This is a genomic window from uncultured Draconibacterium sp., assembly GCF_913060805.1.
Classification (GTDB): Bacteria; Bacteroidota; Bacteroidia; order Bacteroidales; family Prolixibacteraceae; genus Draconibacterium.
Genome location: NZ_CAJXTC010000003.1, coordinates 207138 through 225286, shown reverse-complemented (window position 1 = coordinate 225286; position 18149 = coordinate 207138). Strand labels below are relative to the sequence as shown.

Here is an 18149-nt window from a genome sequence, read left to right as displayed (position 1 = left end):
ACGATTTAAAATTACAATCCTCGCCCCTCTTCTCTCCCTCTTTGCCGCTTGACTTTATATATTTTTTCTTTGCTGCGCATTTTATCCCTGTCTGCTGATCGATCCATCAACTGGGATAGTTCCCGCATATATGAAATCGTGGCTCCTGCCACATCAGAAAGATCTTGAGTTTGACCGGGCTTGTGTTGATGGTCTAGACTTATCTGCTCTGCCAGTAGATTTTGCTGCAGCTGATAATTAATTTTGGAATAACTAAAGGCCCTGTCGATTTTTGATCCATTAAATTCATACCCATTTTTGCCAAACCTCACTCCCTGGATTTTTTCTGTGTTACCGTTCTTTCTGAACTCAGTTGAGATTCCTGAATTCTGAAGTTGGACTCTTAACTCCAGCCAGTTCTTACTTTTTGGGATGGCTGATTTTAACGAATAATATATCTCATACCTGCTTTTATCAGGTTCTCGGAGCCTGTGAACTTTTACATTCTCTTTTCCCTTGGCAATATAAAAACCATATTTTTTGGTTATTTCCATACATATTTTAGTACTCCGCAGTTTTTCTTTTTGGTCCGATATCCGGTTACCGTTGTTATCGATTCGGTTTATCACCAGGTGTATATGTGGATGATCGGTATCAAAATGACGAACAACAATATATTGCGTATTGCCATAGCCCATTTTATCCAGATATTCTTGTGCGATCCTGATCATCGACTGATCGGTTAGACGGTGTTTGTCCTGTACTGAAAAGTCAAGAGATATATGTGCCACTGGTTTCGTGATTTTAGGTTTCAATTTGCTTTGTGTGTTAAAATCCTGAATAGTTGTACGTCTGTCTTTTAACCGTACACCTTCTCCATGTAATAAACGGGCATCCTTTTTATCCAGGATATAATTTACTACTCCCTGAAAACCACCTCCCTGAGTTATTTTAGCAATCATCCTCAATCTTTTTAATCACCCCATCCAGACGCTGATTTATAGCAAGACACCGCATGTGTACTTCGGAGTAACCAGCAGCATTTGCTGTTCGTGCAATCTGATTAATATTGTTAGCCATACCACAGAGCTGTCGAATGTGTCCCATCAGTTCTGGACTAAGCCGCTGTTTTATTTCACTTGAACGAATGCACCGGCGAATAAATTCGCTGCGATTCATTCCTGCAACACCTGCTTTACCTCTTAATGAATAATATTCTTCCGTATCCATCTTAATGGTAATTTTATAGCTCTTTTTTACGGAAGGAGGTTTGGTGGGTCTGCCGTTCGTATTTCTGTTTTTTATCATTCGCATCTTACTTTCCTGTTTAATTGTTTATGAGACCGGCGGGATGTTTTTGCCTCGCAGAGCAAGGTTTCGGTCTGACCGAAACACAAACTTGCTCCGTTGAAAAAAGTCAGTACCCTATAGCTCCATCCCTCTGTCCTTATGTATCCGCATCCTGGAACAGAGATACTCATTCAGGTCCTTGTAAATGGAATATCGTTTGGACATATCGCGAGCTTGCGGACAGGATGATTTAATTTTCTGAAAGGCATTTCGTCCACTTACATCATTATCCAAATAAGTAAAGATATTGGTGTGCATTTTTAGAAAAGGAAGTGCCTTTTGGACGTTGGCCACCGAATTTAAAACAACCACATCGTATGGTGTCTTTTCGGTTTTTTGTAAAGTCAAGTAGGAAAGAAAATCCCAAAATCCTTCAAAAGCCAGACAGACATAACTGGCATTATTTACCGTAGAAATTTCTTTGGGAGGAACACAACCTTTAAATCCCGAAGGGCTACTCAGTTCATAACCTCCACTGTCATTACCAAATCCAATTGAGTAGTACATCCGATCACGGTTCTGGTAGTGAACTTCGCGGCAATACAGATTTGCCAGCGACAAATCAATCCTTCTGGTATTTACCCAGTCAACCAGTTTTGGATGAGAGATGCTCCGGACATCACGAACGGTAATTGCCAATTCATTGCCTTTCGTATTGTTCAATTCATTTTCCCGGTGAAAAGAAGAATAATTCCGTTTGGGCACGGTAGTAAGCTTTTCCAAGTGAGTGACAGCTTCAGAAAAAGAACAGCGATCCATTTTCATTACGAGGTCTATAATTGAACCGCCTTCGTTTATTCCAAAATCATACCAGATATTTTTCTGATAATCCACTTTTAAACTTGCATTTTGGTCTTCACGAAATGGGCATAAATACATACCGTAGCTATTAAAATTTTTCTTGGGCCGGATCCCATTCATATTGAGATAATCCCTGATACTTAGTCGTTTTATTTCTGACAGTGCCATAAGTTTTGATTTTTTGTTGTTTTGTTGCAAAACATGGTTAACTAGAAGTGATTCAATTGCTTACAGAAGCAACAAGTCTGCAACAAGCAGTTTGAATGTGGTTATTTGTTTACAACAAACCAGATTTTGTTGTGCCGTTGTTGTAATGTTGTTGTTATATTTTACCTACTAGATTTCAATGGTTTACATAGAAGCCCACAACATTACAACAGGATTTTATTGATTTGAGACATTGTGATCTCCATATATCGACCTTTTCTTTTCACCGGGGCTATTTCTCCGTTTGGGTCGATATAATAAAAACTGTATTCACTATTATTATGTGAGCTTAGCCCCCAGTTGTCTTTGAGAATATTACGAACCAAACCAATGTCTGCACGTAAACCGGCTTCACGTATTACCTCTGTGAGGTCTTTGGGACAGAACCACATTTTATCCAGTGCTAAACCATCCATAACATCGTAACAATAAGTAGCCAGTTCAATCTCTACTTTATTGACATTGTATCTTTTTACCTTTCTTAAAGCCGGAGTTTCTATCGCTGCGGGGCTAAACCACATCCGTGACTGATCTTTTGTAGAAAGTTCCCGGTGAAGAAGAAAGTGCAGGAAGTACGGAATTTCCTTAGCCATTTTCTCCTTCAGGTAAACATCGTCCTTTTCTATTGTATGCACCTTTCGGATCCAAAAACGGATTTCTTCCCTGGAGATAATGATGGGATTGTGTTCTTTATTGGAGCAGAGCACAAATTTGGCAAAGAATTCAATCTCTTTCCGGTCTTTGCCTTTTGCTTCCATCTTATAATCAATGGCAGTTGCGAGATTTTTTATTTTCTCGGTATCTTCGATTTTATTGATAAGCAACTCATCAACCAGTATCAAAAGTCGGTTTGCCCAATCTGCATTAAACTGACTGCGAAAATCTTCGTTATTGTTGAATGTCGAGTTTTTACCAAAGATCATTTTCAAAAAGCGAAGAAAGGTTGTCTTTCCTGTATTACTCTCCTTGGAAACCAGCAACAAAATAGGCAGTATTTGTGTGGGCTTTGTGTAAAGGAGCTGGATGTAGTCCAGTCCAAGCTCAATTTGCTCTCTGAAAATATGATTAAGAAACATTCGGATGTATGGAAACTCACCTGGCGCAGGCTTATAATTTAGTGGTTCGTACTGATTTAAAAATGTACCGTGTACTTGTTTATAATGAATATGGTCAGGAATGATGCAAAAGCCATCGTATTTATCGATTTCCGGAAGGTTGTTTTTCCCGAAATCCTGCCGAAGCGTTTCATAACTCCAGGGGATTTTCTCCTCTACAAAATCGCCACTGATAAGCGGTCTTTGAACGATCTTATATAAGGTAGTTCCAACGCGGACGTATTGGCGATTATTTTGGTTTTCTTGTGTTTTGTCATTCATAGTGCTTACATTTTTCGTCTGGCACTTCGGGCAAGTGTTAAATCTATTTTGGAAGAATCGTGTCGGGATTTTGTCTGATTTTCTGCCCACAGAAGTATCTCCTTCCGCGAAAAGACCAGCTTATTACCATACGTTTTGCATGGTATTTTACCAGTAGAAGTCAACTTATAGATTTTTGCTTTTGACGTGGGATAGCCATGTTCCTTTAACAATTTCAAAGTATCGTCTAAAGTCATGGTATCAATTTTTGGTTGGGGAGCCTGTTTCGGCAGCGCCTGTGATACGGCCTCACTTACGATTGCCCGTAGTTCATCGGGCGTTGTTACAATAATGTCTGACATAGTATTCCGTTTTATGGTTACACCTAAATTTTAATTAACTCAGGAGCAAAATAAAAACGAATACAACTGGCAGTCAAACAGATAAATAGCCTTACGCAAAGAGACAAAAAGAAGTAAATAGTGATTAAATATTGAAATAAATCCTCAAGTTGAGTTAAGCAAAATTCGAATGGGAGTAAAACGATATAAAGTATATCAATGTAAAACTGAAAAGTTTTTTTTACATTTTCTTCTTTTGATTTTGAAGTTGTTTCAGAATCAAGTCAGGCGGGAAGATCTCTGTATTGTCCATTACTTCTGATTTTACAGAGCTTATAAATCCGTCCTTAATCCATTTATCAAGGGTTGGCCTCGAAATTTTTAGCATTTTGGCAATATCTTTTTTCAGAACAATCGCCTCACCGTTTACTATTCGAATGAATTCTTTGTTCACAACCATATACCTTTCCAGGTTTTCAATAGCTTTATCAATATTCTGAATACGAGGATTGATTTTCTTTCTCACCGATATTTCGAGGGTATTCATATCGTAATCAGCCAGTTCTGGTTTTTGCTGCAGTTCTGCTACGATTGCATCATAAACTTCCATTTCTCTGGCTGGTATTTTGTATTGTTTGCGACGGGGCATATTACTTTTTTTTTGTCTAAGAATATCTAATTTATTTTTAAAGAACAGGAATTAGACATTTTATCCTACTGATATACAACAACATAAAACACATCACACTTTATTAAATGTCTAGAAAATATCTATACTATCCTTTGTTAGACATTTTCCACAACTTACCATGTGGTTCAATAATTCCCGTGTTTTTAAGTATCTGCAAATTGTTTTTTATTTTATTCTTCTTTTGTGCTATATCCAGAATATCAGGAAGCTTATCCAAAAGAATTTCCTCAAAATCAGATCTTCTACCTTCACCAAACTTTTCCAAATAATCAATAATTATCTTTTTACAGTACTCATCATCAATACCCTTTTGTTTGATATAATCATTTTGTTGCCCTGTTTTTTCGGCAACCACGGAAGAAATGTGAAAATTAGGTTTACGTCCTTCAATTAAAAAATTTGTCCGAAGAGTCTTTATCTCTTCATCAGTTAACGATTTCCCTTTCTGCACCTTGTCTAGCAAAATTATATCATCAAGGCTTAAGTCTGGCATCAACGCAAGTTTCTGCGCATATTTTTCATCAAGTACTTTCCCTGTAATTGTCACCGTAACCTTATTGTTCTCAAGATTATATTCAGGCAACGGAAAAAATTTATTCTTCTGAATGACAAACATTTTCTTAATACCGCTTCCAATGGTGTCAATCAGATTCAGATTTACCATTGCATTTGCCAAAAACGGGTTCCGGTATTGTTCTTCAGGAGCATCTGCAGTAATAACCGATTCAACCGATTCGGGAATAAAGTGTCCTAAGTTGCTAAATGTAAGAAAACCATCTTCCCTTTCAACAACATTAATCTTTCCTCCTAAAGTATAATCCTGGTGAGCAATACAGTTGTTTAATGCTTCACGAATAATATATGGTTCAAACTGATCGACCTCATCAGGGAACAATGTGCCGGATTTCAGATAACGGTATTTCAGGTTTCTGATTTTTGCATATACATTCTCAACTTCAAGTAATAACGGACAAAAAAAGTGTTCATAATCCTTTTCAATTTTGTCACGGTCGCGCAATATCCAGGTGATTTTTGATGATGCCGGATTTATAAAAGTATCCGATTCCGGATTGCCAAGCAGCATAATAGCTGCACGCGTTAGTTGGCCGTTGATGGTAATTTTGGCCTTATTCAAAAACGTAATGTCATCCCATGTTAGAATCTCATCCTTCAACTTAGGATGTTTCTCAGCAAATTGTTCTCTTGCCTTTTTTATGGCTTCTACTGATAAGTCTTTTATTGTCGCATCAGGTACAATTTCGGCACTCCAATCAAGATTCGTTTGTTGATTTCGAATACGTTCAATCTTGTTAATGTTTAATCCCGTTAAACTTTCTCCGTCGCGGGCATAAAACATATTCTTCCATGCAACGGGCATTCCTTTTGGAGCAGCCGGAATCTGAAACATCAGGACATTGTTTTGTGCAACCGCAACCCGATGAACAGCAATAAAACTGAGAGTAGGAGAAGTATTTGTTGCAATTTCCTTTTTATATTCGTTCAGTTGTTTATCCGATATTTGTGTTCCAACAATATTTTTATCATTATTTACTCCAAATAACAACCATGCCTCCGGCTTCCCAGTCAGGTTCGCTTCGTTGCTTAATGCTGAAAAGTATTTGCCAAGCTTGTCCTTATCAAACTGATTTTTGGCTTCCTTAAACTCCAAAACCTCTGTTTCGACAGGACTTTGCAACAATTTATATAATAATTCTTCCATTAATTATTCTGCTTATTCTCCAAAGTTAGTTAATAAACTCGCATTCTTTACCCGTTCTTCCTTTTCAAAGGAAGCCAGGTAGTTTTCTGTAGTCTTCAGATCCTTATGGCCCAAACTTTCTGAGATATAAGCAATGTTCGCACCCGATCTTTTAAGGACTGTGGCATAAGAGTGGCGGGCCGTATAGGTACTAAGCCCAGCAATATTCATTGCTTTACCTATCTTTCTTAGCCGCCTATTACAATTACTGATTACATCCCGGGTTCTTTTCTTTATTTCTAAAGGAGTTTCACCTCCTTTTAAAAAGCCAAATATGTAATTATCAGGATTTTTATCTTTCGTTCCCCACCTATCCATTATTGCTTGCATCTCGGGTGTAATTACCGCACAAATATCCTTTTTAATCCTTGATGTTTTAATTGTTTTTGATCGTATAAAATATAGTTCGTCGTTTTTAATATTGGAATATTTTAATGTAATCAGATCAGCAAAATTGATTCCGTTACAGAGATAGGAAAAGAACCATAGATCACGGTAGTGCTCAGTTGCTTCACTACCATCGGTATAAGTAATTAGATTCTTAATCTGCTCCAGATTTAAGGCCAATTTACGTCCTTCACCTGTTGGTATTTTATATTTACCCCGGCCAAAAGGATATTGGCTCTCCTTTATTAATCCTATTTCTTTTGCACTATTCAAAACTGTTCGGATTGCGCGACCTCGCATTCCAATTGTTGTATAGGATTTTCCTTCTTTTAATTGAAATTTTTCATATTTCTGTAACCACTCTGGAGTAATAAAATCCAAGGGGATATTTTCTCCAGCAAAACTTTCAATACTTTTCAAGGCATAGCTATAGTACTCATGGGTATTTATCTGATCGTTTTGAAGTAATGAATCTAACTTTGTTTTAAAACAAACGTTCAAGGTATCACCAACACCGTTTCCTAAATAATTATTTAAAACAATAAAAGAAAACTTATCGTCACGTTCCAACTTCACAACTGCTGACTTAACTTTATCAAAAGAATGTTGAACATCAGTTTTTAACGAGATCTGTTTTTTGCTTTTGGTTATCGGTAACTTTTCCCAATCGGCTTTACTTAAACTTTTGCCAGTTGAATAATAAACTCTTCTTCTTTTAAAAGTTACTCGTATCTTTATAGGGTAAGTTTGTTCTTTTAATTCCCTTCTTTGATCCAAGATTGATGCGATGGTAATTCCATTGTTTGAATAGCTAAACATCGGAGTAAATTTTCAGTGTACAAATCAAATAATTTGCACACAATTTGCACACAAATCTAACGATTATATCCAAAAGCAGCAAAATAAAAACCACCAAACAAGACACATAACCACCTATAATGCAATCTGTTATCAAACATTTACAAATTCATGAAAATTAAAGAAAATCCAAGATTTCTAATTCATAATCATGAGGTCGGCGGTTCAAGCCCGCCTCTCGCTACTGAAAAAACAACAGATAGCCTGTATTCATAACGGATACAGGCTTTTTTGATTTTGATTTGGGACACATATAGGACATTTTGATGAATTTGAGCATTTATAAAACAGCATAAAAAAAAACCGGATTTTAGTCCGGCTTTTAAATATTTCTTTGGTATTTATTTTCTTTCCAGTTTTGAAAGAACCTCCAATTTGTCCCAGTATTCTTTCCAATAAGAATTTGATTTGCTAGATTGATTCATGGGATTTGTACCATCGTTATACAGCCACACTTCATAAATCTCGCCCTTATCATCTCTTCTTACAGACTCTCCATCTCTGGCTGCAATACTAAGAAGTACCTTTTCCGTCAAACCTTTATATCGCGTATAAATCGGCGATCCTTCAATTTCTTTTTCTGGAAAGAAATCTGTTTTGTGATCCTTACTATTAAATCCTAATGGCATATATTCACGATTGAAAGCCATCCATTCCCCATTGTTGTTTCTTGCCAAACCATATGGCAGGTTAATTCTAAAAAAATCTGAAAGCATAATTTTGTTGTTATCATTAATTATAATTGGTTTTTATATACTCTTTGTACTTGACAATTTTACACCTAGTGTTTTTTATTATCATTTGATTCTCTTTTATAAAAGATTCTATCTTATCATCCTCCGTCAATCCCTCATATGCCTGAAGATCATCCACTGAAATCTCTGCAATCTTCTTAAGCACAACTAAAGGCCTCATACCTGCAGTTTGATCATCCATAAAAATACCGATCATTTCTCTCATAATTATTGGTTTTAAAATCTTGTTGTAAATATTCAAGTACATTAATAAAGAACGTTCGTCCTAATCATTAGTTGCAATGAGCCAACCAAACGTCCAGCCCATTGTGATGGTCCCCCACTATATGGCTGTTGTGTGCAATACTACTCCACATCTTGTATGTATGTAGGTAAATTATCAATTTCGGCAATTACTTTTTGCCAATATTCTGAATTATCAGTAGTTAATTTAATTGATTTTTTTGCACATATTTTTGCATCATCAGTCACGTTCCAATAAACATCATTTGTATCTAAATACTCCTCAAGTTCTTTTACTATTTCAATTGCCTTTTCTTTTGGTGTCATACCGTACTGCACACAACAAAGTATATAAAACAGGGCTTGTTATGTGGCTTATTTGAACCCTTGCAGCTTTTAATTAAGTTAGTGTCGGTTCGATAGGTTCTGCTTCCTATTCGCCCCGATTTCATATACACGCCGGATTGACCAATTATTTTATTATATATTTCTCGTTACCGGCACTATTTAAACCGTTCGCGTATTTTATTCAATAAAATTTTCTGTTCTGCGGTAGGCTCTTGTTTTCCAAGAATAGCACTTTTATCTCTTACATCCTCCATGTACGTAACCATTAGCCCCATTTCATAGGTAACGGTTATAATTGCTACAACGTCGGGATTAACACTAAAAATAAACATCTCATCATCCCCTCCCAGATATTCATACCGTTCTTGCAAATACAAAATAAGCTTATCAACAATATCGTCATTCTCTTCCAGCAAAACAGATGCTCCCTGAAGTTTTCCTGAATCGAACACATATAAAATCCCTTCAACATCCGAGTTATCACCCTCATAAAGCAAACCGTCCTCAACTTCAGCTACAAGTTCCCTGGTTTCAAAAGATTTTACATCTGACATCGAACAGCCCAAATCGACACATGGAATTGCATACAAATTACTGTATGGTTCAATTATAATATCGCAATAATCTTGGAATTCGCCTCCTTCTGTTTGCGCCATGATACGGGTCTCTCCAACGCGAACCCCCTCGGCTACTCCTGCTGAAGAAACATCAACAACGTTATTATCCTCGCTAAACCATGTTACCGGAGGCGTTTCATCGGCATCAAGCGGATTATAAATAATACCGAGTTGTTCATCTTCATCATAATGCATTGTGATTTGATCGCGATCGATCTCAATTGATTGCAGGCTGTTATCTTCATCAGAGCACGAAAATAGAATAACAGCGATGGTTAGGTAAATTAACTTTTTCATTAGTGTAGTATTAAAGGTTGTTTTTGGTTGTTTTTTCAAATGTAACAAATGTTTATTCCAAAAACAACCGAACTAGATATCATATAGCTCATTATTAGAACAATGGAACTACCACAGTAGAATTTCGTACTTTGATGACTGCGCAATTTTCCCACTCATTCTGGATAGTTTTATAAACTTTGTTAAGAAATACTTTGAATTAGTTACGATCATGTCCCTAAACCAAATACAAAGCCCCGTCTTCGATTTCACCAATGTATTCACCTGCAGGTACCACGGAATCAAATTCCGGATAGTAAGCCTTGAGTGATTTCCCTTCATCACGGATTCGCGTAAGGATCCTGGTAACCTCTTCTTCCGAACCGGCCGCAATGATCAACAACGGGACCAGCTCATAAAGCTCACCCTCTCCCCTGGTTATTAAGAAGTGTTCCAAGAGATCCTCCAAGCTCATATTTTTCAATTCTGAGATCATAACTTCAAAGATATCAATAAAGTACCAAATAAAGGGTTCAGTGTCCTTCCATGGGTAAAGGTTTTAGTCCTGAGGGGATATGAACCTTGCCCCCTCGCCTGTTAAAAGCCAGTTAAGGTTGACCCGGAGCCGCTGGTAGAGCTTAATCATTGTGGCTTGCTTAAGATTTATGGCCCCGGATTCAACCTTATTAATGTACTGAATAGACTCATCCAACCGGCGACCAAGTTCCGCCTGGGTGATGTTCAACTCTCTTCTGATCTCTGTAACTCGCTTACTTGTTTCCATGACTTAATATTTTAAATGTTTCAAGTCAAAGGTACTGGGATAAGGATCTTGATTCAATACCACAAATGAGGGAAATAGAGCATACTTCAGTATCGGATTTGCGATACTGCTTTTCAAACCCCCTGAACACACTTTTCAAAAAGCGCCTTAAAATCAACGAGATACTATGCCATCAAATGTTGTCCTTTCATATTCCAAAGGGAATTCCCTTTTTCGCAGGGCGAGGCAGGGCTCTGTCGATTGCAAATTTTTAAAGCGTAAATTATGTCTGAAAAAAAGCAGTCGACACAGAAGAGTGAAAAACGTCAAGGAACTTCAACAATCAAATTTTGGTTATGGTCACTTGAAAATGTAGAGTTAAATCTGAAAACCATTATGCTATCCTGGCTCCATATTTTTGGAATAGGTATAATTGCTTTACTGCTGATTTATATTTTGGTAAAGATGGGCCTATTCGAATATGTAATCAGGATTATTGAAGCAACCAAGGCATAAAAAAACCTCCCGAAGGAGGCTCTATCAAATATCTGCGTGTTATTTCACTTCTAATTCTGCAAAGGATTCAGCAAGCAGCTTTGCATAGTAAATCTCCGTAGACGTGGGTAACAAACCTTGAACGACGGCATTATTGTTAATTGCTTCAGCGGTTACTTGGGCCAAACCGTAAACAACACTGTTAAGTGCCTTGGAAACACGGCTAGGCTCTTCCTGTGTTAATAGGTCCTCAAGCTTCGCCAGTGAAAATTTCTGTCCACCGAATTTAATTGTATCACCTTCAATAGTAACCATACTTTTATTACCACTAACGTTTTCAAAAACATACTTAATTTTTTGATTTTCCATGATTCTCAGTTTTAAGCGTTTAATAATTATTCCTTCACTTTTGGATGCTGATCAATCCACTCCGTAGAACTCAAAAACTTCTCAAGTTCGTGTATTAACCAAATATCATGCGTACTAGGTGCAATATCGCATTCTTTGACACCTTCAAGTCCTGTGTTAATGAATGCAGCCATTAACTGTGAGGTTCTAAAAACAGACTCTTTTAATGCGATTCCTGTCTCCTTTAATTCTTGTATTTCGCAGAGCTTAATCAATTCCCGTAAATCGATTTTCGATGTGCAAACATACATGTAAGGTCCATCCAATGTAATTTCATGATTGGCATGACCTGAGGGAATTGTGATGGTCGTAATTTGATTTTCCATATCTCTATTCTTTTTAAGGTTTAATAATTCGAAACAAAGTGATTTGACCGGCTGGCCATAGATTCAATAAAGCTGCTCTCTTCTGAACTGAGTTCCTTACCGCTATTCGACTTTTCAGCCAATTGCGTTATATGAGCGTGCTCTCCGGCAGAGAGAACCTCACTACTTATCGATACATTTAGTGATTGAAAGATGATTTTCATAGTGCATATTGTTTTAAGGTTTCAGTTCTAACCTGGTAGTAAGTATCAAATACCTCAGCTTTGGTAATTCCGGGCTGAGCTTTTAAATGGTCCAAAAACATTTCCAGATAACCGCCAATTCCGATTGATTTAATCAGGTTGGTTTTCGATGTTGTTATTTGTCTTAAATCCATTTCATTTAGCATTACTATAATTTTTACTCAACAAATGTAAGTATTATTATAATTCAATGCAAGCAATACTATAATTTTTTGATTATTTATTTAGTTTTACTATAATTTTATATAACTTTGTTTGAATTCAAGAATGAAACATCATGTTAAAACTGAAGGAGATTTTAAAAGAGAAAGGGAAAACCGGCAAAGAATTGGCGGAATTGGTAGATGTTACTCCCGCCACTATCTCAAATATCATTAATGGAAATCATTTTCCAAAGCCGGAACTATTGAAACAAATCGCTCAGGTTCTTGATGTAGATATCCGGGAATTATTCATCCCAACGAAAGAAGAAAAACAAAACTTTGACTTTAAGTGCCCCAACTGCGGGACCGAATTAATTGTGAATAAAAAAAAATAGTCACGCCTGGACTAAAACCCTTTGCCCCTTAAGGACTCTGAACCCTTTAATTAGGACTCTTCCGACTTCAAAACACATTACAACCTTTAAAAACTATTGAAAATGAATGATTTGCTCAAGGTGTTTGAGAATAAGGTTCTTGTTAAAGAGGCCGACCTTTCAGCTTTGATAGCTGAAGTAAAGAGTTTACGCGAAGAGGTGTCAAAATTAAAAGAGCCTGATACTTCCGGCTCCGATATCCTGACGACTAAGGATGTTATGAAAGACCTTGACCGGAGTAGAAAAACAATCGACCGATTAATGAAAGATCCTATTAATCCATTACCAATGGTCCATTTATCTCCCCGAAAGCTGGGAATTACCCGAGACAAATACGAAGCCTGGAAGAGATCAATAGGTTTATAAATTCCATTAAGGACCATATCATTAATGACCGGCACGAATATTTCAGTATAGAAAGCAGCTGTAACAAGTGTAAACATTTCGACCGATTATCTTCCTGCTGTAGTGCATTTCCCGATTGTATTCCGATAGATATCCTCTCAGGTCAACTTACACCTTGAATCGATCGAATGTCAGGAAAACGGATTTATTTTTACGGCAATGTGAAATAGCAGATTGTAGATTCTAATCTTATTGAGAGATTGAAATCGAATCAATTGTCCAATCCTCAAATTTCTTAAACGGCACTAATCTTCTTTCCAAATCCGAAATGCTTGACTCAAGATTTTCTAATTCCGTATCTGCACTTTTGCACCAACGCCTGTAAACTACAACCGCAATGATAAAATAGACCACATAATGAAATCCCTCCAGGCATATTAAATAAATTATTGTGAATGATTTATTTGTATGTACTACAGGAGCCTTATCATGCCAATGCAACAAATAAATAACATATACATGCGTAATTAGTAGCAAGACAGCAACCATCAACAAACTTCTTCCATAACCTAAATTCCGAACCCATTTCAATTTTCGGAAACAAACATCAAAAACAATAAAAATAGCTATGAAAAATAACCAAACGTAAACCCCTAGTCTAATTCCATCGAAAACACTATCCAGAATTTCAGACTCACGTAAAAATCCCCCTGCCACTATAAGAATAAGAGCTAATGCTCCCGAGAGGTAACAAAGCGATTTAAAGTTTTTGGTTAAAAATAATGAAGTATTAAATTGCTCATAGTTCTCCTCAAACTTTTTCTCCTTCTTTTTACACTCCGTAAAGTCTTTATGGTAATTATTGTAATCCCTCTGATGTTCTGCACTACCACCGGGCTTACTGAGAGTCTCAAATTCTTTCTTTATTACAGAAAGCCTTTTTACTAATCCACGAAACCTATTATTTGGATCGTCAAAAGAGACCCTACTAAAATAGTTACTTACATGGTTTGCAAATGATTTATTAGCAAATGCATAAGCAAAACTTAAGGTCAAAATAAAACTCCAGTAAGTATTGAAGTGATAAATTTCAATATTCATCAGGGAAATTAACTTGAAAAAACCTTATCAAATAGTGTCTCGAGCTTTTTCGAATCATCAACTTGATTGAATGACCCCCTAGCTTTGTGACCATTAACATCATTCTCAACTCGAAACATTTGGCCATCTGCGGTAGCAAAATGAACCGGATATGTTTCACCAGATTTATCCTTATAATTAAAAACCTGGCCAACATTAGGTTTTATTTTAACATTGTCGGGATAGTATCCAAGCAAAGTGCTTAGCTTACCTTGGGGATCGATAACATCCTCCACCATAACACTTAACTTGCCCCCTCTATCTAAAAATCCACGTAACTCTTTTAAATAGTCCTTATTCGCCGTAACCTTCTGGTTCATAGCTTTAGAATAAATACGAACATGGTATTTAGCTTTACGAAATATATTCGCAAAGACAATGCTTGCATATTGGGCACCTGCGTTATGAAAAATATCGGCGCTGTTGTTATCTGCCAACTCTCTTATATACTCGGCATATAACATTAACTCGATTGAGGCTTTGCACATAAATGTTTAGTTTTTCATCTGATTCACTACTACAAATAGATCATTTGTAGACTCCTACCGCATTTTGGCTGCAATATATAAAAAATATATTTATTATTCGCAAGTTGCACATCCAAACATCTAAGTATCTAATAGTCAACACTCTTTATTTTGAATGTTTTAACATTTAGGCTGACATAATGAATCGCGAAAAAAAGGCCAGCCAACCGGCCAGCCCTTCGCATGAGTAAATATAAGGAAACAAAAAGCTAAACGCTCAAACCCTGTTTAATATTTGTATTAAGATCGTCAATACCCTGCTTAATATCTGCTAGGTTGTGATTATATGAGGTATTGTCGCGTATTTCCTGTAGCATTTCCAACTGCTCTTCTGCAATACCGAGCTGATCCATCATGGTTTCGTTCATGCCTACCTGGCTTTCTCTCATTGCCGAAAATTGACCAACTAGCAAGGATCCTGTTTCTTCTGTAATGCTTCGCTGAATGCCTTGAAGCGCCTCCGTATTATCTCCACTTCCGCCAAATAAGTCAATCCCGGTAGCTTCTTCCATAAGGTCGGTACCTTGCTGCATCGATGCTATTATCTGGTTCCAACCTTGAATCCAATCACCGGTATCATTTGTAAATCCGTTTTGAAGTTTTTCCCGCTCTACCGGATCAATCGCGCCGTCATCCATAAATTCGGCGAAATACTTGCTCCACGCCTGAACCGGGCCATCCAGATATTTAGTTTGCAGAGAGTTTATCATTGCCTGTCTCATCAGATCTTCAAACGTATCAGAAAAGTCAACAGCCGAATCATAGCCCTCATTTAAGCCGTCAATTATTGCGCCCGATATAGTATCAGCATCAAAGCCTAACCGATCTTGTAAAGCGGTACCAATATCTGCAGCCGTTTGTAAAATGCTATTTACTGACTCGTTAAAAGCGTTCTCATCGATGAACGTTAAATGAGAAAGAGGATGGTAAGTATATCCAACAGTGCCGGTGAGTTCCAGATACTTTTTCTCAAATTCATCCATTCCGCCGAGCATCTCATTCAATTCCTGAACTCCCCAGTTACCGCCATAAACAGTATCCATCATTTCCTTAATAGATACCCCGGTCCGTTCTCCGTTTTGTAATACATAGTGAGTGTATTGATCGAGTTCATTTTTGGATAACTCAAGTTTATCTCTTAACTCATCCAAATCGGCGATTGCAGCTTCTGACGGCGATATTAAACCGGCTTGTTGTAGTAGTCGGATTCTTTCCCTTAAGATATCATTGAGTTCGAGAGATTCTTCGTTAATCCGTTGTTGTCTTTCTGCAAGACTTTCGGATGATTCATTCCAGGAGGCAAATAAATTGCCGATAATTCCGATTCCGGATGATATTGCACCAACCCAGTTACCGGCGACAATATTCTGAGCCATGTTTGCGGCATTCATCGCAATATCAGCCATACGACCAACAGCCTCCCCGGCTTCCGTGTTAATCTCACCTATTGCAAAGCTCAAAGCCCCTAATAATTGAGAACTATCCTGAAGCCCTTTTACAAGCTGCTCATTATTGTCAGCCTGAGTGCGTTGAGTATCTATTTTGTCATGCTCGTTTTCAAGCTGCTTAGCGCCCTCCTGGGTGAGCTGCTTCATCGGTTTAAGCTGCTTGGTGATCTCTTTAGTCTGCTCTTTGTAGGCTTTGGTTTGATCCTCGATAAGCTTAGAGGCGTTACCCTTAGATGCTGTTTCCGAATTAGTACCATCTGCCCCAACAGTTCGATTAAATGGAGCCTCCCAACTCTCGTTTATAGCCTGGTTAAATCGGTCACGAACCTTCCCATAAAACTCATCAACCTTCGCCTGTTCATCGGCAATTTTAAATCGGAGCTCAACCTCCTGTTCGATCGATACGGTACCCAGCTGTTCTTTAAGTCGTTCAATCTCTGCCTGACTATCGCCCACGGTCCAGGGTTTTGGTTTATCACCTCCACCGCCACCGGATCCTGAGTCACCTGCAGAATTCAAAACCTGACGGTAAATCTCTTCAAGCTTTTTCTGCACTGCCTGATTGATTGCAATATCCTTCTGAACGATTTCAAGGTTTGCCTGGTTATATCGTCCTGTCAATGTAGCTGGTCCAAATCCCAAAGCCGCGTTAAAATTCTCGGCTTGACGCTGCAACCAACTAGGCTGTACTTTTTCCCATTGAGCGGATTCCTGACCTAAACTCACATATTCATTCTTCAACTCGATAATCTTATCAGTGATAAGCTTGAGTTTGGCTTCTTTATCATCAAGCTGATTGAGGTCTGAAAAAAGGTTATTTATTGCTGACTGAGAAGCTGGTCCGATAACGTCAGCTTGTTCATCAGTGAGGATCCGGTTAAAAAAATCCGCAAGTCCTGAAGATGTAATTTTTAGTTTATCACCTACCTGTGATAGCTCACGCTGCCACTTATTATGAACCTGGCTCCATTTATTGTCAGCCTCAAGCATCATTGTTTCATAGGCTGTTTGCATCGATCCTGTGGCCTCTGACAGCGTTTTAAGATCATCTGCCGCAGCTATTGCTTTATCCCCGGTTAGAGCCAATACAGCGTTTACACCTTCAATCCTACCCATCATGTCTTTTAAGGCGGTATCAGAACCGCCAGCCATATCACGTACAGCCTGTAGAGCTTCCTGAAATGTCATCGCCTCACTCCAACCATCACCCAAATTCTCATTTAAACCTATAATGGCTTGTCTGATTTGAGTCATGGCCATGCTGGTAGTATTACCCTGTTTCGTCAATGAAGCTGTTGCCCCCAGAATCTCTTCCAGGGAGATCTTCATTGCGCTGGCCATTGGTGCCACCTGAGCAATATTCTGAGCTAATTCCGGGAAAGTTACCTTTCCTTTTTCAACCGTTTTGAAAAGAACATCTGCCACCTGTTCGGCTTCTGTTGCATCCTTTCCCCAGGCGTTGAGAATGGTTGTTAGACCGTCTGCAGCTGTCTTTGTGTCCGTAATACCGGCCGTGGCTGCTCTACTTGAAACATCCAGCAAGTTAAGACCTGCAGCACCATCATAACCTGCAGATGCTATCTGGTAATAAGCTTGTGCTAACTGGATCGCGTCGTCGGGACCATTGGCGGCCATATCAATAATAGATTTGCTCATTCCCTCCCAGTCTTCCTGTGTAGCCTGTGAGATCGTTTGTACTTCTCGCATCGCTTTTGAAAACTCATTGGAGAAGTCGTAAGCATCGTCCCCCAACTTTGCTAGAATTAGACTTCCGGCTGCCAACGGGGCAAAAGGTGCTAACTTCCCAATGTTTCGTCCCATTCCTCCAATTATACCCTCAGCTTCCGCTGATTTTCGCTTTAAGTCGGCGTTGCTCATAGTGTTTATGAAGTGCAAGCCCTGTATACCACCTCCAATGCTCATAATATTTCA

At 38.1% G+C, this 18149-nt stretch carries 23 protein-coding genes; 3 read left to right on the top strand and 20 right to left on the bottom strand.

Annotated features, from left to right (window positions below):
- Positions 1–11: 11 nt before the first annotated feature.
- From QZ576_RS03320 to QZ576_RS03255, 14 genes are all read right to left on the bottom strand, one after another.
- On the bottom strand, positions 12–941 hold the full coding sequence (locus tag QZ576_RS03320; RefSeq protein WP_297094034.1) for a relaxase/mobilization nuclease domain-containing protein: 930 nt from the start codon (positions 939–941) through the stop codon (positions 12–14).
- Positions 931–1209, bottom strand: coding sequence for a MobC family plasmid mobilization relaxosome protein (mobC, locus tag QZ576_RS03315; protein WP_297094033.1), 279 nt, complete (start codon positions 1207–1209; stop codon positions 931–933). Before mobC ends, QZ576_RS03320 begins: the two co-directional genes overlap by 11 nt.
- A gap of 195 nt (positions 1210–1404) precedes the next feature.
- Entirely contained in the window at positions 1405–2298 is an 894-nt protein-coding gene (locus QZ576_RS03310; protein ID WP_297094031.1) for a CHC2 zinc finger domain-containing protein, read from the bottom strand.
- A 203-nt stretch (positions 2299–2501) separates the two neighbouring features.
- On the bottom strand, positions 2502–3713 hold the full coding sequence (locus tag QZ576_RS03305; RefSeq protein ID WP_297094029.1) for a DUF5906 domain-containing protein: 1212 nt from the start codon (positions 3711–3713) through the stop codon (positions 2502–2504).
- Between the two features lie 5 nt (positions 3714–3718).
- A complete protein-coding gene (locus QZ576_RS03300; protein WP_045027782.1) occupies positions 3719–4054 on the bottom strand; it encodes a helix-turn-helix domain-containing protein in 336 nt (111 codons plus the stop codon).
- A 220-nt stretch (positions 4055–4274) separates the two neighbouring features.
- Positions 4275–4682, bottom strand: a complete 408-nt coding sequence (locus tag QZ576_RS03295) for a hypothetical protein (RefSeq protein ID WP_297094025.1) — start codon at positions 4680–4682, stop codon at positions 4275–4277.
- Positions 4683–4809: 127 nt separating this feature from the next.
- Entirely contained in the window at positions 4810–6444 is a 1635-nt protein-coding gene (locus tag QZ576_RS03290; RefSeq protein WP_297094023.1) for an RNA-binding domain-containing protein, read from the bottom strand.
- 12 nt (positions 6445–6456) lie between these two features.
- Positions 6457–7689: a site-specific integrase gene (locus QZ576_RS03285; RefSeq protein ID WP_297094022.1), complete on the bottom strand. Its 1233-nt coding sequence runs from the start codon at positions 7687–7689 to the stop codon at positions 6457–6459.
- Positions 7690–8069: 380 nt separating this feature from the next.
- Positions 8070–8444: a hypothetical protein gene (locus QZ576_RS03280; RefSeq protein ID WP_297094020.1), complete on the bottom strand. Its 375-nt coding sequence runs from the start codon at positions 8442–8444 to the stop codon at positions 8070–8072.
- Between the two features lie 16 nt (positions 8445–8460).
- Entirely contained in the window at positions 8461–8688 is a 228-nt protein-coding gene (locus tag QZ576_RS03275; protein ID WP_297094018.1) for a hypothetical protein, read from the bottom strand.
- Positions 8689–8828: 140 nt separating this feature from the next.
- Complete coding sequence (locus QZ576_RS03270; RefSeq protein WP_297094016.1) at positions 8829–9032, bottom strand: hypothetical protein; 204 nt, start codon at positions 9030–9032, stop codon at positions 8829–8831.
- 176 nt (positions 9033–9208) lie between these two features.
- Positions 9209–9967 carry an Ig-like domain-containing protein gene (locus QZ576_RS03265; RefSeq protein WP_297094014.1) on the bottom strand — a complete coding sequence of 253 codons (759 nt, stop codon included), beginning with the start codon at positions 9965–9967 and terminating at the stop codon, positions 9209–9211.
- Positions 9968–10184: 217 nt separating this feature from the next.
- Complete coding sequence (locus QZ576_RS03260; protein ID WP_297094012.1) at positions 10185–10403, bottom strand: hypothetical protein; 219 nt, start codon at positions 10401–10403, stop codon at positions 10185–10187.
- A 102-nt stretch (positions 10404–10505) separates the two neighbouring features.
- Entirely contained in the window at positions 10506–10730 is a 225-nt protein-coding gene (locus QZ576_RS03255; RefSeq protein WP_297094010.1) for a helix-turn-helix transcriptional regulator, read from the bottom strand.
- Between the two features lie 264 nt (positions 10731–10994).
- On the opposite strand from QZ576_RS03255, the gene QZ576_RS03250 reads away from it, so the two are divergent.
- Positions 10995–11225 carry a hypothetical protein gene (locus tag QZ576_RS03250; RefSeq protein ID WP_297094009.1) on the top strand — a complete coding sequence of 77 codons (231 nt, stop codon included), beginning with the start codon at positions 10995–10997 and terminating at the stop codon, positions 11223–11225.
- A gap of 39 nt (positions 11226–11264) precedes the next feature.
- Here QZ576_RS03250 and QZ576_RS03245 read toward each other — a convergent pair whose 3' ends face one another.
- The 3 genes from QZ576_RS03245 to QZ576_RS03235 all read right to left on the bottom strand — a co-directional run bounded on the left by QZ576_RS03245 (position 11265) and on the right by QZ576_RS03235 (position 12314).
- On the bottom strand, positions 11265–11573 hold the full coding sequence (locus tag QZ576_RS03245; protein ID WP_297094007.1) for a hypothetical protein: 309 nt from the start codon (positions 11571–11573) through the stop codon (positions 11265–11267).
- 26 nt (positions 11574–11599) lie between these two features.
- The gene (locus QZ576_RS03240; protein ID WP_297094005.1) at positions 11600–11938 is read right to left on the bottom strand and encodes a hypothetical protein; all 339 of its coding nucleotides are present in this window, start codon (positions 11936–11938) and stop codon (positions 11600–11602) included.
- Between the two features lie 199 nt (positions 11939–12137).
- The gene (locus QZ576_RS03235; protein ID WP_297094003.1) at positions 12138–12314 is read right to left on the bottom strand and encodes a hypothetical protein; all 177 of its coding nucleotides are present in this window, start codon (positions 12312–12314) and stop codon (positions 12138–12140) included.
- Between the two features lie 143 nt (positions 12315–12457).
- On the opposite strand from QZ576_RS03235, the gene QZ576_RS03230 reads away from it, so the two are divergent.
- Together QZ576_RS03230 and QZ576_RS03225 are read left to right on the top strand one after the other, a co-directional pair.
- On the top strand, positions 12458–12718 hold the full coding sequence (locus tag QZ576_RS03230) for a helix-turn-helix domain-containing protein (RefSeq protein WP_297094001.1): 261 nt from the start codon (positions 12458–12460) through the stop codon (positions 12716–12718).
- Positions 12719–12820: 102 nt separating this feature from the next.
- Entirely contained in the window at positions 12821–13123 is a 303-nt protein-coding gene (locus QZ576_RS03225) for a hypothetical protein (protein WP_297093998.1), read from the top strand.
- A 228-nt stretch (positions 13124–13351) separates the two neighbouring features.
- Here the strand turns inward: QZ576_RS03225 and QZ576_RS03220 are convergent, their stop codons facing one another.
- The 3 genes from QZ576_RS03220 to QZ576_RS03210 form a co-directional block, all read right to left on the bottom strand.
- Positions 13352–14203: a hypothetical protein gene (locus QZ576_RS03220; protein ID WP_297093996.1), complete on the bottom strand. Its 852-nt coding sequence runs from the start codon at positions 14201–14203 to the stop codon at positions 13352–13354.
- An 8-nt stretch (positions 14204–14211) separates the two neighbouring features.
- A complete protein-coding gene (locus tag QZ576_RS03215) occupies positions 14212–14730 on the bottom strand; it encodes a hypothetical protein (protein WP_297093994.1) in 519 nt (172 codons plus the stop codon).
- 248 nt (positions 14731–14978) lie between these two features.
- The gene (locus tag QZ576_RS03210; RefSeq protein ID WP_297093993.1) at positions 14979–18140 is read right to left on the bottom strand and encodes a phage tail tape measure protein; all 3162 of its coding nucleotides are present in this window, start codon (positions 18138–18140) and stop codon (positions 14979–14981) included.
- Positions 18141–18149: the final 9 nt, after the last annotated feature.